We start from the raw sequence: 13,977 nt of genomic DNA on the forward strand, positions 1-13,977 counted from the left end.
CTCGTGCTGCCCGTCCGCCGTACCCGCGGCTGAGACGGGTGGCTCCTCATCACCACAGGAGCTTTCGAATGACCGAAGTACACCGTCCGCCGCTGACCGCCGGAGAGCGCGAACAGCTGACCGGATGGCTCGACCTGCAACGTTCCTTCGTCCGAATGAAGTGCCAGGGCCTGACCGAGGAAGATGCCCACCGCAAGGTTCTCCCGAGTTCGCCGCTGATGTCGATCGCGTCGCTCGTGGCGCACCTGCGCTGGAACGAGTGGTCCTGGTTCCAGCTCAACCTGATGGGCGTCCCGGACACCGGCCAGTCCCCGTGGACCGAAGGCGGTCACCCCGACGCCGAGATGTTCGTCGACGACATCCCACTCGCCCAGCTCCTGGACGAGTACGACGCCGAGTGCGAGCGGTCCAACGAGACGATCGCACCGCTCGATCTCGACGTCGTGGAACAAGGCCAGTACGCCGCCAAGGGCGAGGCCGCATCACTTCGCTACATCCTTTGCCACATGATCGAGGAGACTGCACGCCACGTGGGACACATGGACATCATCAGAGAGCTTGTCGACGGTAAGACCGGCTACACGAAGTTGAGCGAAGCATGAGGCCGCCGCTGACCGCCGACGAGCGGACCCAGCTCACCGGCTGGCTCGACCACCTCCGGTCAATCGTCCGGACGAAGTGCGAAGGTCTGTCCGAGACCGATGCCCACCGCAAGGTTCTGCCGGCCTCGCCGCTGATGACGGTGGCTGGGCTGGTGGCTCACCTGCGCTGGGTCGAGTACTCCTGGTTCAGCATGAACCTTCTCGGTACGCCGGACGAGGGCCAGACTCCGTGGAAGGAGGGTGCTCATCCCGATGCGGAGATGTTCGTGGACGACGTACCGCTGGCGCAGCTGCTCGACGAGTACGACGCCGAGTGCAAGCGGTCCCGTGACATCGTGGCCGGCTTCGAACTCGACGAGGTCGAGCGGGCCGCCGGTCTTCGTGACAACGGTGCGGCGTCGACGCGGTACGTCCTGTGCCACCTGATCGAGGAGACCGCCCGGCACCTGGGTCACCTCGACATCATCCGGGAGCTTCTGGACGGCGCGACCGGCTACGAGGGGATGAACTGAGTCGGCGCCGGGACGGTCTTCGCGGTGCTGAGCTCCGTGAAGACCGTCCCACACCGGAACCCGGTTACGGCTGGGCCGAGTGGTGGATAGGATGTCCGGCATCTGGCACGGGGTAGCGACAAGAGGTGTGATGAGGGAACCCTCCGTACGCCGTTATTCCGGGAAGTCCGTCGAGGAGTGGAAGGCAGCACGCCGGGAGCGGTTGCTGGCCGCCGCACTCGAACTCTTCGGGACCGAGGGATATCCGGCGACATCCGTGGAACGCCTGTGTACACAGGCGAAAGTGTCCACCCGGCACTTCTACCACGAGTTCCAGAACAAGGAGGCCGTGCTACTCGCGGTGCACGCGCAGGTGATCGAACTGGCGATCCGGAGCACTGGCGACGCGCTCCGCCGGACCGCCGACCGCCCGGTCCGGGAGCGGCTGACCGCGGCCGTCGACTCGTACCTGCGGACCATCATGGCCGACCTCCGCCGGGCGCGGATCTCGTTCGTCGAGGTGGTCGGCACCAGCCCGGCGGTCGAGGAGCAGCGGATCGCGTTCCGGGAGCTGCTGATCGGCAACATCCGCGACCTCGGCGACACCGCGGTCGAGCGCGGCGAGATCAAGCGCAAGGACTTCCGGTTCCTCGCGCTGGCGTTCTTCGGCGCGGTGAACACCGTCGTCTACGACTGGATGCTGGCCGAACCACGGCCGCCGGAACAGAAGGTGCAGAAGTCGTTGCGGGATCTCGCAGTACAGCTGATGACTGCTTAGTTCGTGCTGTAGCGCTTGCGTAGTTCGGCGACCGCCTCGTCCTTGGTGAGAGCGGCGCCGGCTGCGTAGGTGGCGTCGTACTTTTCGTTGCCCAAGGCATCACGCAGGCGCTCGACCGATTGGCGTACGTCGGCGTCGGAGATGGACTGCATGCCCTTCATCGCGGCCGCCAGCCCGAGCGTCCGGGCGCCGAGCTCGGTCTCGCCGGCGGCCAGGTACACATCCACGGCCGTCTCGACGACCGCCGCCGCGAGCGGCATGTCCTCGGTGGTCAGCCCCAGCCGCACCGCCTCCTGGCTGTGCCGTCTGGCGGGCTCCAGCTCGCCCAGGGCGGCGTACATCCGGCTCAGGTACGCCAGCATCATCGCCTGCCCGTGCGGAGCCATCCGCTCCGCCTCGGGATCGAGCAGCGAGTACGCCAACTCGCCGTAGTCCTTGGCCTCTTCCAACTGGCCGTTCCGGTACGAGAGGCGTGCCATGCCCAGGTACGACATCGCCTGACTGGTTCGCGACCCGGTCTCCTCGGCCAGCTGCAGTGCGTGGTCCAGGTCGGCCCGGGCGCCGTCGAGGTCGCCCAGCTCGATCCGGCTCATCGCGGACGCGCCGAGCAACTGCGCGACGCCTTCGGTCGTGCCGAGCTCATCGATGAGCCGGAGCGCCTCGGTCAACGACGCCAGCGCCCCTTCGTGATCGCCCGAGTTGGCCTGGTAGCTCGACAGTCCGCGCAGCGCCATTGACGTACCCCAGCGTTCGCCGAGCGCTCGGAAGCCGTCCAGCGCGACGGTGAGATCGGCCGCCATCTGGTCGACCTCGCCTTCGTTCTCGCGGAACATCGCGGACATCATCACGCCCATGTTCCGGATCCACGGGTCCTGGTGCTCGCGGGCGGCCTCGAGCTCGCGGAAGGTGGTCGCCTTGTCCCGCCGGATCGCCGCCCACATCGCGTTGGTGAACAGGCCGACACCGGACTCGATGAGCTGGTGGTGCTTCCGGGTCATCCAGCGGACAGTGGCGAGCCCGCGGATCGCCTGCTGGAACGACTTGACCGTGTCTTCGCCACTGGACATCGTGCCGAGTGCCAGCAGGTACAGGGCGGTGGCCCGGTCCACCGGCGCGGTCTTCCCGGGTACGGCGAGGGCCGACTGCATCCAGCTGACCGCCTCGGCCGGGCGACCGCTCATGTTCCAGTACTCACCCAGTACGGCGACCATCTGGACGGCGACCCGGGCCGACCCGGTGTCGATCGCCGTACGCAGCGCGTCGAGCAGGTTCTCGTTGTCGGCGGTCAGGCGGGCGATCCATTGGATCTGCTCACCGGTCCGCAGCTTCGGCCGGGCCTGACGGAGCATGCGGCTGAAGTACGCCGTGTGCGCCTGCCGGAACTGGTCGTACTCACCCGAGGCCTTCAGCTGCTCAGCGCCGTACGCACGGACTGTCTCCAGCATCCGGTAGCGCACGGACCGCTGGTCGGACGCCGCTTCGACGAGCGACTTGTCGACCAGGGACGCGAGGACACCCAGCACGGACTCCGGCGGGATGCTGTCGTCGCTGCAGACCTGCTCGGCGGCGTCCAGCGTGGCGCCACCGGAGAACAGTGAGAGCCGTCTAGCGACCGCCTGCTCGTCCGGGTCGAGCAGGTCCCAGCTCCACTCGACCACGGCCCGCAGGGTCTGGTGTCTGGGCAGTGCGGTCCGGGAGCCGCTGGTGAGCAGCCGGAACCGGTCTGCGAGCCGGTCCACGATCTGTGGTGGGTTGAGTGCACGCAACCGGGCCGCGGCCAGCTCGATCGCCAGCGGCATCCCGTCCAGCCGTCGGCAGATCTCGGCGACCGCGTCCCGGTTGGCGTCGATCAGCATGAAGTCCGGTCGTACGGCGCGAGCGCGGTCGACGAACAGCTGCACCGCCGGGTAGTCGTCGGTGCTGAGGTTCGTGACCTCGGGCGGCAGGCCGAGTGGGCCGACCGGGTGCAGGTGCTCACCGGGGATGCTCAGCGGTTCGCGGCTCGTCGTCAGCACGCGGAGTCTTGGGCAGGAGGCGAGCAGGGAGTCGACCAGTCCGGCGACCTCCTGGACCAGGTGCTCGCAGTTGTCGAGGACAAGCAGGATCCGGCGGTCGCCGATCACCTCGACGAGCCGGAGGGTCGCGGCCCGGCTGGTGGGGAGGTGCTTCGGGGCGAAGCCGGTCGGCGGTAAGTCGACGTACTCGCTGGCGCCGAGGGCGGACAGGACTGCGGGCGCCACGTCGGCCGCGTCACCGAGTGGTGCGAGCTCGACGAACCAGATGCCGTCGCCACTCTGGTCAACGAGGGTCCTGCCGGTCTCGGTGGCCAGTCTGGTCTTGCCAGCGCCGCCGGGGCCGACCATCGTCACCAGTCGGGTGCCGTTGCTCAGCAGGCGGGTCAGCTCGGCCACGTCCTCCCGCCGGCCGACGAAGCTGGTCAGCGGCGCACGCAGGTTGCTGCGGGGAGCCGTCGGTGCAGGAGGTGCGGCCGAGGTCTTCGCAGCTGGGTCGACAGTGTCGCCACGCAGTACTGCGACGTGCAGGTCGCGGAGCCGGATGCCGGGGTCGGCACCGAGCTCATCGGCCAGAGTGGTCCGGACACGTTCGTACGCCGCCAGGGCCTCGGCTTGACGTCCGTCGGCGTACAGGGCGCGGATGAGGAGCTCGTGGACGCGCTCGCGGAGCGGGTGGGTGACAGCGAGGTGCTCAAGGTCGGAGATGCGGTCGCGGGCCTGACCGCAGCTGACGGCGGCCTCGGCGAGGTCCTCCGCGGCGGCCAGCTTGAGCTCGGCCAGACGGTCAGCCTCGACGCCGGCGAACGGGAGGTCACGCAGATCGGTCAGGGCTTCGCCGCGCCACAGCTTGTCGGCCTGGGTGAGCAGCGCGTGCGCCTGCCCGGGGTCGGACGTCAGCAATGCACGGCCGCGCCGTACCAGGTCCTCGAACTGGAGAGCGTCCACACAGTCCGGGCCGATGGTCAGCGTGTAGCCGGCGGGGCCTGATTGGACCGAGATGCTCGACTCGGTCGAGGGGAGGCTGGCTCGCAAGCGGGACACGAGCGATTGCAGTGCGTTGGCACTCGGTGGTTCAGTGCCCCACAGGCCGCCGACCAGAGTCTCGACGCTGACCGGCCGTCCGGCGCTGAGCGCGAGACGCGCCAGAAGTCCGCGCAGGCGAACGCCCCGGATGTCGAGCGGAGTCCCGTCAGCCGCCCACATCGCGAGAGGCCCAAGCACCGCTATGCGCACTCCACCAGCCTCGCACATCCCACCGACCAATCACCCTGCCTTTTGTCACTTCCCTCCCTTAAGCTCGCCACTCGTGACAGATATCGCCGCGCAGACGCAGAACGCACTCACAAACATCGTCGCCGAACGGCAGTCGAAGGGGCGGGTTCCCGGGGTGGTGGGCGCCGTCGCCCGCGCCGGGTCGCTGGCCTGGTCGACCGGTGCCGGATCGGCCGACCTGGGGAATCCCGGCGTACCGCCGACCGCGGACTCGCAGTTCCTGATCGCCTCGCAGAGCAAGACGCTGACCGCGGTGACGATCATGGCGCTGCGCGACGAGGGCAAGCTCAGCCTCGACGACACCGTCGACAAGCTGATCCCGGGCAGCAAGCACGAAGGCATCACCGTCCGGCAGATGCTCAGCCACGCCACCGGGATGCAACGCGAGCCGGTCGGCGACGTATGGGACCTGATGAAGTTCCCGTCCCGCGACGAGCTGGTCGCCGGGTGGGACGACGCCGAGCGGGTCGGCAAGCCGCACAACCGGTTCCACTACTCCAACCTGGTGTTCTCGATGCTCGGCGAGATCGTCGCCCGGCTGGACGGACGGCCCTGGTACGACGCGATCAAGGCGCGGATCCTGGACCCGCTGGAGATGCGCCGTACGACCGTCGGCATGGACGGCGGACCGGCGCAGACCGGGTACTACGTGCCGCCGTGGACCGACGTACCCGTGCAGGAGCCGCTGCTCGACATCGGCGCGATGGACGCCTGCGGCGGGCTGGCGTCGACGGCTGAGGACCTGGCCAAGTGGGCGATGTTCGTCGCGAACCCGATCGACGAGGTGCTATCGAAGGACACCCTCGACGAGATGTGCCAGGTGCAGATCATGGCCGACGTGGATCGGTGGCAGCTCGCGTTCGGGCTCGGGTTCATGCTGCTGCGGCGCGGTGACCGGCTGTTCGTCGGCCACGACGGCGGTATGCCGGGGCACATCACGTCGACCTTCGTCCACCGGGAGTCGGGCACGGCAGGTATCGCGCTGTTCGGCTCGACGTCGGCTCCGGCGCCGAGTGCGTTGGCCACCGACCTGATCATCAAGGTCCTCGAGGACGACCCGCTGCCGCCCGAGCCGTGGGTCCCGGGCACGGAGGTCCCGGCCGAGTTCGTCGGCGTACTCGGGACCTGGTTCACCGAGGGATCGCCGTTCGTGTTCTCGGTCAAGAACGGCGTACTGCAGGCGAAGTCTCCCGCCGCCGCGGAGTACCAGTCGCCTGCCGTCTTCGAACGCATCGCCGACGACACCTACCGAACCGTGTCCGGCCGCGAAACCGGCGAACTCCTCCAGATCACCCGAGACCCCGCCGGCACCCCCACAAAGTTGCACTGGGCAACCTACCTCTGCACCCGCCAACCCTTCGCCTTCGCCGAGCTCGGTAAGGCCTGATTCGGGCGTTTGCCGCGGAGAGGTCCGTCGGCTAGTCTCTGAATATCCCCCCAGTTGCTTAGGTGGCTGGGCGCGAAGCCCCACTTCGGTGGGGCTTCTGCTTTTACCACTCCCCAGGCTTCCTGATGACCGCTCCCGTGCCGTCGACCACCCGCGGCGGAAACTGGCTGGCCCCCAGCACCCCAGCTCGGATCTGCCGCGAAAAGGTCGGCCGACAGGTCAGCAAGCGCTGACTCTGCACCGGCTGCGGATTCAGCAACCCGACCACCTTCCCGAGCTCGTGCCGGACGATCCGGATCGGCTCGGTCAGGTCCGAGTCGTTGCTCACCACCGCGAACGCCTCGGCGTCGTCGCGGAACGCGTCCACCAAGAGGTACGTCGCGAGGTTGACGTCGGAGCCCTTCTCCTCAGTCTTGACCACCTCGACCGTCCGCGGCCCGGAGCTCGGTGGGTTGGCGAGCATCATCCGGGTCGGTTTCGTGAGAAAGCTGCCGTAATGCACCTCGACGCTCGGCAGCGTACCGAGCGCTCTCAGGTACGCCTGCTGCCGAACCGGAGCGTGCAGGTTGTCCGGCCGCTCCTTGACCAACGCCGTGAAATACCGGATCCGCTGGACGTCGAACCGCCCGAGCAACAGTTCGCACATCTTCTCCAGGTTCAGCCACTTGTACGGCCGGCCCTTGAGGGAGCCGTAGTAGAGGTTGAACCCGTCGACGTACACATTGATCCGCACTCCGTCAGGCTAGTCGTCGCCGGAACAGATTTCGGCGCCCCGAATGACCTTGTGGACAACGGATTCGAATCTGCCCCGGGATGCCCCGCGATGCCCCGTTCGGATTCAGACGACGCAGAAGTCGTTGCCTTCGGGGTCTTTTAGCCAGAGGTGGTCGAGGGTGGTGGTGTTGTCCATCGGGACCTCGCGGACCACGGTGGCGCCGGCTTCGGTCAGGGTTTGGGCGAAGGTGCGGATGCGTTGTTCGCGAAGGTGCTGGGGTTCAGCTCGGCCGCCGGCTACCTGGAGGTCCAGGTGGAGGCGGTTCTTCGACGTCCGCGGCTCGGGGACCTTGAGGAAGGAGATGGACGGGAGTACGCCGTTCGGGTCGGAGATCGAGGCGCCGTCGTTCCACTCGGCCTCGGGAACGTTCAGCGCGGTGAGCCAGTCGCCCCAGGTGTCCCAGCCTTCCGGCGGATCGGACTCCGTGTAGCCCAGCGCCGTACACCAGAAGCGCGCGACCAGAGCCGGGTCGGCGCAGTCGATCGTGATGGTCCACTTCGTCGTCATGCCGGCCAGTCTGGAAGGCGGCACCGACAAAAGTGAATCTCCACGCATGCAGAACCCGCCGAATCGGTCGTGATCCGACCGATTCGACGGGTTCTGCATGCGTGGCGGTTCAGGTACGGCGGCGGTAGGCGCGGATCGCCAGTGGGGCGAAGACCGCGACCAGGCCGACCATCCAGGCGATCGTGATCAACAGCGGTTTCTGGAGCGCGCCGCCGCCCATCAGGGCGCGCTCGGTGTCGACCAGATACGTGATCGGGCTGACCTTGGTGAAGGCCTGCAGGAAGCCCGGCAGCGTGCTGGCCGGGACGAAGATGTTGCTGCCGAAGGTGAGAGGGAACATCACCAGGAAGGCGACACCCTGGACACCTTGCGCGGTCTTCATCGTCAGGCCGAGCCAGACCCAGATCCAGCACATCGACAGCGCGAACAAGAGCACGATGAACATGCCCAGCACGCCGTTCCCGACCCCGTTGTGGAAGCGGAACCCGAGCGCGAACCCGCTCGCCATCAGGATCACGATCGACAGCGAGTACCGGACCGCGTCGCCGAGGACCGCGCCGATCAGCGGTGAGATCCGGGCGATCGGCAGACTGCGGAACCGGTCGAAGACGCCCTTGGCGAAGTCGTCGTTCAGGCCGACCCCGGTGCCCATCGTCGCGAACACCACGGTCTGCACCAGCAGGCCGGGCAGCAGCACCGGCAGGTAGCCCCGCCAGCCGCCGCCCTGCGAGATCGCACCTCCGAAGACGAACAGGAACAGCGCCAGGAAGATGATCGGCTGGAACGTCACGTCCGCCAGGGCTTCCGGGTTCTGCCGGATCCGGACGATGTTGCGCCAGGCCAGCGTCAGGCTCTGCGGCACCCAGGCGAACGGCCGAGACCGGTAGGCCTGATGCGCAGGCGGTTCAAGAGTTGCGGTGGTCATCGGCCCACTCCTTCCAGGACAGCTTCGGGCTTCTTCTCTTCGGCGGTGTGACCGGTCAGGGCGAGGAAGACCTCGTCCAGGCTGGGCAGTCGCAGCGACAGCTCGGTGACCGCGATCCCGGCCTCGTCCAGCCGCCGTACGACGACCGGCATCGACGTACCGTCGCTCACCGGGACACTCACGAGCGTGTTCACCACGTCGACCGACGGACGGGTACCGACCGACTCGGCGACGATCGCGGCGACCCGCTCGAGGTGCGCCGGCTCGGCCGGGCGAACGGCCAGCGACTGCTTGCCGGCCTGCGCCTTCAGCTCGGCCGGACGCCCGGAGGCGACCACCGCGCCCTTGTCGAACACCACGATCGAGTCGGCCAGCGCGTCGGCCTCTTCCAGGTACTGCGTGGTGAGCAGCACCGTGGTCCCGTCGAGGACCAGGTTGCGGATCGTCTCCCAGACGCCGTTACGGGCGTGCGGGTCCAGACCAGTGGTGGGCTCGTCCAGGTACAGGATGCTCGGGTTGCCGACCAGGCTCGAGGCCAGGTCGAGCCGGCGGCGCATACCGCCGGAGTACGTCTTCGCGATCCGCTCACCGGCGTCGGTCAGCTCGAACCGCTCCAGCAGTTCGTCCGCCCGGGCCCGGGACTGCTCCCGGGAGAACCCGAGCAGCCGGCCGATCATGATCAGGTTCCGGCGGCCGGACATGTCCTCGTCGACCGAGGCGTACTGCCCGGTCAGCCCGATGATGCTCCGGACCTTGCCGGCCTCCCGTACGACGTCGTACCCGCCGACGGTGGCGTGGCCGGCGTCCGGCCGGAGCAGGGTGCCGAGAATGCGGACCGCGGTCGTCTTGCCGGCGCCGTTCGGGCCGAGGACCCCCAGGACCGTGCCGGTGGGCACGCTCAGGTCGACGCCGGCAAGCGCGGTCGTGTTGCCATATTTCTTGACCAGACCGACCGCCTCGATGGCGACCTGGTTCGTTGTGGTCATGGTTCCTCCCAGTGGACTTCTCAACTGGGACTACCGTGCCTGGCTGCCCTGGCACCGCTCTGTCACTCGGCTGACAGGCCGTGACAGCCCGCTGGCATCAGCCTTTCAGCGGGACGATCTCGTTGGCCAGCAGAGCCTGGTACGCCTCGGGGTTGTAGCGGGCCAGATGACCACGGGCCTTCCGGCGGTACTTCAGGATCTGCCGCGTGCCGATCGCCCACAGCACGTACTGGAACGCCAGTGCGATCTTGAAGTCCTGGATCGTCTGCGGCGCCCCACCGGACGAGGCATCGAGCAGGATGCCGACCATGCCGATGCACAGCAGCGTCGCAATGAACCCACCGGTGTTGACCATCCCGTTGGCCGCACCGAACCGGGTAGTGGGGTTGAACGTCCGCGCATAGTCCAGTCCGAGCATCGAACCCGGACCACCAGCAGCCTGTACGACGATCAGCAGCAGGAGCACCGTCATCGGCGCACGACCCGGCCAGAGCAGTACGACGGTCCACATCACCACCGAGCTCGCGATCACCGCCAGCACGATCCACGAGCGGTAGAACGGGAACTTGGCGGCGTACCGCCCGACCAGTGGCCCGTAGCAGAGCCCAGCGAGCACAGGGACGATCAGCATCGCCGCAGCGGTCGTCGGCGCGACGCCCTGGCCCTGCACGAGGAACGGGTAGCCCCAGAGCAGACCGAACGTACTGCCGGAGAAGCTGGTGGTGAAGTGCGTCCACAGACCCAGCCGGGTGCCCGGCTCCTTCCAGGCACGGCGCAGGTTCTTTTTGACCTCGTGGAACGGCTGCTTGGCCCGGCGGAGCGGTTCGTCGTACGGCGTGTCCTTGATGAGGAACAACACCGCCACGCCGGCCACCAGGCTCAGCACGCTCGCACCGGCGAACGTCGGCGTCCAACCGAAAGCATGGAAGGCCGCAGCCATCGGCACGGTCGACATGATCGCGCCGAGACCACCGAGCATTCCGGTTGCCTGTGACATCACCGGCTGCCGCAGCGCGGGGAACCAGGACATGACGACACGCAGCACGCTGATGAACACCAGTGCGTCACCGACACCTAGTACTGCGCGTGCAGCGAGCGCAGCGGGGTACGAATCGACCAGGCTGAACGCGGACTGCGCTACGAACAGCAGTCCGGACGCAGCGATCAGCAGACGCTTCGAGCCGTACCGATCCAGCAGGACACCGACCGGCACCTGCATAGCGGCGTACACAGTGAGCTGTACGACGGTGAAGCTGGCCAGCGCGGATGCGGAGATGTGGAAGCGGTCTGCGGCCTGGAGGCCGGCCACGCTCATCGAACCGCGGTGCAGCACGGTCACGAGGTACGTCAGGACAGCAGTGGCCCACACCGCCCAGGCTCGCCGACCGCCCAGGGGGAAAAGGAGTTCGGTCACCGAGTGCCTCGCAGATCGCTTGCAGCTTCGGCAATGTGGGCGACGACGAGTTCACGGAAGCGCTTGACGCTGTTGGCGCCGAGGGCGTCGATCATCTCCTGGTGCGCGGTGATCGACTTGTCCATCCGGGCCGGCTGCACCTGGATGCCGGGCACGCCCATCCGGACCTGCCGGTCGCGGAGGCTGTTGTAGAGCCTGGCCAGGATTTGGTTGCCAGCGGCATCGACGATCGCCTCGTGGAAGGCGCGGTCGGCCTCCAGGAAGGTCTTCGCATCGCCTGCCTTGCGGTGCGCGCGCATCTCGTCGACGCGCTGCGTCAGGATTTCGATCAGCTGCTTGCGCCGCGGCCAGACCTTGGCGGCGGCGTGCGTCTCGATCAGCTCGCGAGCCTCGAGTACGTCGTCGATCTCCTGAGGCAGCACCGGCAGGACGAGGGCGCCGCGCTTCGGGTACAGCTTGACGAGGCCGGATGCCTCCAGGCGGAGCAGTGCCTCGCGCACCGGCGTACGGGAGACGCCGACGGCCGTGGCCAACTCGCCCTCGGTGAGCAGGTCACCGCCGGGGTACGCCCGGTCGAGAATCGCGGCCTTCACATACGCGTACACACGCTCGGCCGCGGGGATCTTCTCCACCCCCGGCGCCGCCTCGACCACCACCCGCGCGATCTCCGCGGTCTCGTCACCCAACACCAACGCGTCACTCGCCGGCACCTGCTCCGGCTCCCCGCTCACCACTGAACTCCCCACCCATACGTCCGGTATCTCTGTTGTATCTATGCTACACGCACAGCAAATCCACCGCGAACCGCGACGGATCCCCAGCTTTTCCACGAGTTATCCACAGGCGAATCCACAGATGTGGGCAACTGAGCGTGATCTGCCGGACGCTAGGTAGTGACAAGCGCAGGGTTTCCCCTGCGTTGTGGATGAGCAACTCCGTCGTTCCGCAATCCGCTCTAGAGTCTCGGGATACCGGTCCGGGCCCGTCCGCCCGGGCCTAGCCCGAGGAGGCATCGTGTCCCGAAGTTCCCGTCCGCGTCGGCTGTCCGCCAGCCTGGCCGCGGCCGCGCTGGCGCTGACGTCCCTCAGCGCCGCGACGGCGTACGCCGCACCGCTCGACGACCCCACGCCCGGGCCCTTGATGAACTACGTGATCAACACGAAGGCCTCGCCGGGACATGTCCGGAAGGTCGAGGACGCGGTGAAGCACGCCGGCGGGACAGTGCTCTCGTCGTACCGGCAGTTCGGGGTCGTCGTCGCCCAATCGACGAACGCGAACTTCAAGGTCGACGTGCGCGCCGGACGCAACGGCCGCGAGGTGCAGTCCGTCGGCGCCACCCGGACCGCAGTGGTCAGCGAGGGAGCGAGCGGGCTGAGCTCGGTCGACGACACCGCGGCGACGCCCGTGCTCGATCCGCGCGAGAGCGAGCAGTGGGACATGGTCCAGATCAAGGCGGACCAGGCACACAACGTGACCGACGGCTCGCGCCGCGTGCTGGTCGGCATCAACGACAGCGGTGTCGACGACACTCACCCCGATCTCGCGCCGAACTTCGATGCGCGCGACTCGGTGAGCTGCATCAAGAACGGCGTACCGGATCAGACGCCCGGCATCTGGCGGCCGACCACCAGCCCGCACGGGACGCACGTCGCGGGCACCGTTGCCGCAGCTCGGAACGGCGTGGGCATCGTCGGTGTCGCGCCCGGTGTGCGGATCGCGTCGGTCAAGGTCGTGAATGACGACGGATTCATCTACCCGGAGTACTCGATCTGCGGGATCGTCTGGGCCGCCGAGCACCACATGGACGTGACGAACCACAGCTACTTCATCGACCCGTTCCAGTTCTGGTGCAAGGACAACGGCGACCAGGGCGCGGTGCAGGAAGCAGTACGACGCGCCTACGCGTGGGCCGCTGACCACGGGACGCTATCGGTCGCCGCAGCCGGCAACTCGAACTACGACCTGTCCAACAAGACCACGGACACCACCAGCCCGAACGACTCGACCCCGGTCAGCCGGACGATCGACAACAACTGCCTCGACATGCCGACCGAACTCCCCGGCGTGATCACCGTCGCCAGTACCACCCAGGCGCGCGTGAAGAGCAGCTTCTCGAACTTCGGCCTGAACAAGATCGACGTCGCCGCACCCGGCAGCACGATCCTGTCCACACTTCCCGGCGGCGGCTACGGCACGATGAGCGGTACGTCGATGGCATCGCCGCACGTCACCGGCATCGCGGCCCTGCTCAAGTCCACGCACCCGTCCTGGGGACCGCGCGAACTCGAACGCGCCCTCCAAAAGGAAGCCGACGACACCGCCTGCCCGACCACTCCGGACGCCCGCTGCACCGGCACGACGGCCAACAACTCCTTCTACGGCGAAGGCATCGCCGACGCCCTCGACGCCGTCCACCGCTAAGCCGAGTGGGGGTCCACCGCCCGGGACCCCCACTCATTCACCAACTGTGTTCCGGGGAACTGTGGTCAGCCCGCGCGACACTACGCACGGCTCCTCCGTCGCCGCACTACGCGCCGCTCCCACCCACCCCCGGCTTATCGCCGTACATCCTTTCCGGCTACCGCCGGACCCTGCCGGCTACCGCCGGCGCCTGGCGGGCTGCCGCCCGCCTTCTGCTCGCTACCGCTCGCATGCGACCACTAGGCCACCGCCGACCTTCTGATCCGTAGGAGCCTGCGCCATCAGCCCGCAGACCTGCCGCCCGCCGGGCCTCCGTGCCAGAGGTAGCGCCGGGGATCCGTTCGTACGGAGCCGTTGAGGTACGACTGAGGTACGACTAGGTACAGAATCGCCTGAGTCCCCGG

The 13,977-nt window shown here is 67.8% G+C and carries 12 protein-coding genes; 5 read left to right on the forward strand and 7 right to left on the reverse strand.

Features of this window, described 5'->3' with window-relative positions:
- Positions 1-68: 68 nt before the first annotated feature.
- From EV650_RS22030 to EV650_RS22040, 3 genes are all read left to right on the forward strand, one after another.
- The gene (locus EV650_RS22030; RefSeq protein ID WP_134120926.1) at positions 69-602 is read left to right on the forward strand and encodes a DinB family protein; all 534 of its coding nucleotides are present in this window, start codon (positions 69-71) and stop codon (positions 600-602) included.
- The gene (locus EV650_RS22035) at positions 599-1,114 is read left to right on the forward strand and encodes a DinB family protein (protein ID WP_134120927.1); all 516 of its coding nucleotides are present in this window, start codon (positions 599-601) and stop codon (positions 1,112-1,114) included. The genes EV650_RS22030 and EV650_RS22035 overlap by 4 nt, the downstream gene beginning before the upstream one ends.
- A 130-nt stretch (positions 1,115-1,244) precedes the next feature.
- Positions 1,245-1,871 carry a TetR/AcrR family transcriptional regulator gene (locus EV650_RS22040; protein ID WP_134120928.1) on the forward strand — a complete coding sequence of 209 codons (627 nt, stop codon included), beginning with the start codon at positions 1,245-1,247 and terminating at the stop codon, positions 1,869-1,871.
- Here the strand turns inward: EV650_RS22040 and EV650_RS22045 are convergent.
- On the reverse strand, positions 1,868-5,107 hold the full coding sequence (locus EV650_RS22045; protein ID WP_166678236.1) for an ATP-binding protein: 3,240 nt from the start codon (positions 5,105-5,107) through the stop codon (positions 1,868-1,870). The two genes, EV650_RS22040 and EV650_RS22045, sit on opposite strands and share 4 nt — an antisense overlap.
- Positions 5,108-5,192: 85 nt before the next feature.
- Between EV650_RS22045 and EV650_RS22050 the strand changes: the two genes are divergently transcribed.
- Entirely contained in the window at positions 5,193-6,545 is a 1,353-nt protein-coding gene (locus EV650_RS22050) for a serine hydrolase domain-containing protein (RefSeq protein ID WP_134120930.1), read from the forward strand.
- Positions 6,546-6,648: 103 nt separating this feature from the next.
- Here EV650_RS22050 and EV650_RS22055 read toward each other — a convergent pair whose 3' ends face one another.
- The 6 genes from EV650_RS22055 to EV650_RS22080 form a co-directional block, all read right to left on the reverse strand.
- Complete coding sequence (locus EV650_RS22055) at positions 6,649-7,278, reverse strand: NYN domain-containing protein (protein ID WP_134120931.1); 630 nt, start codon at positions 7,276-7,278, stop codon at positions 6,649-6,651.
- Positions 7,279-7,383: 105 nt separating this feature from the next.
- Complete coding sequence (locus EV650_RS22060; protein ID WP_134120932.1) at positions 7,384-7,827, reverse strand: VOC family protein; 444 nt, start codon at positions 7,825-7,827, stop codon at positions 7,384-7,386.
- A 109-nt stretch (positions 7,828-7,936) separates the two neighbouring features.
- On the reverse strand, positions 7,937-8,752 hold the full coding sequence (locus tag EV650_RS22065; protein ID WP_134120933.1) for an ABC transporter permease: 816 nt from the start codon (positions 8,750-8,752) through the stop codon (positions 7,937-7,939).
- On the reverse strand, positions 8,749-9,738 hold the full coding sequence (locus EV650_RS22070; RefSeq protein ID WP_134120934.1) for an ATP-binding cassette domain-containing protein: 990 nt from the start codon (positions 9,736-9,738) through the stop codon (positions 8,749-8,751). The genes EV650_RS22065 and EV650_RS22070 overlap by 4 nt, the downstream gene beginning before the upstream one ends.
- 97 nt (positions 9,739-9,835) lie before the next feature.
- A complete protein-coding gene (locus EV650_RS22075; protein WP_134120935.1) occupies positions 9,836-11,152 on the reverse strand; it encodes an MFS transporter in 1,317 nt (438 codons plus the stop codon).
- Positions 11,149-11,883 (reverse strand): GntR family transcriptional regulator, encoded by a 735-nt coding sequence (locus tag EV650_RS22080; RefSeq protein ID WP_238174372.1) that lies wholly within the window; start codon positions 11,881-11,883, stop codon positions 11,149-11,151. The genes EV650_RS22075 and EV650_RS22080 overlap by 4 nt, the downstream gene beginning before the upstream one ends.
- A gap of 283 nt (positions 11,884-12,166) precedes the next feature.
- Between EV650_RS22080 and EV650_RS22085 the strand changes: the two genes are divergently transcribed.
- Entirely contained in the window at positions 12,167-13,573 is a 1,407-nt protein-coding gene (locus tag EV650_RS22085; RefSeq protein ID WP_134120936.1) for a S8 family peptidase, read from the forward strand.
- Positions 13,574-13,977 lie beyond the last annotated feature (404 nt).

This window comes from Kribbella kalugense, assembly GCF_004365875.1.
Taxonomy (GTDB): Bacteria; Actinomycetota; Actinomycetes; order Propionibacteriales; family Kribbellaceae; genus Kribbella; species Kribbella kalugense.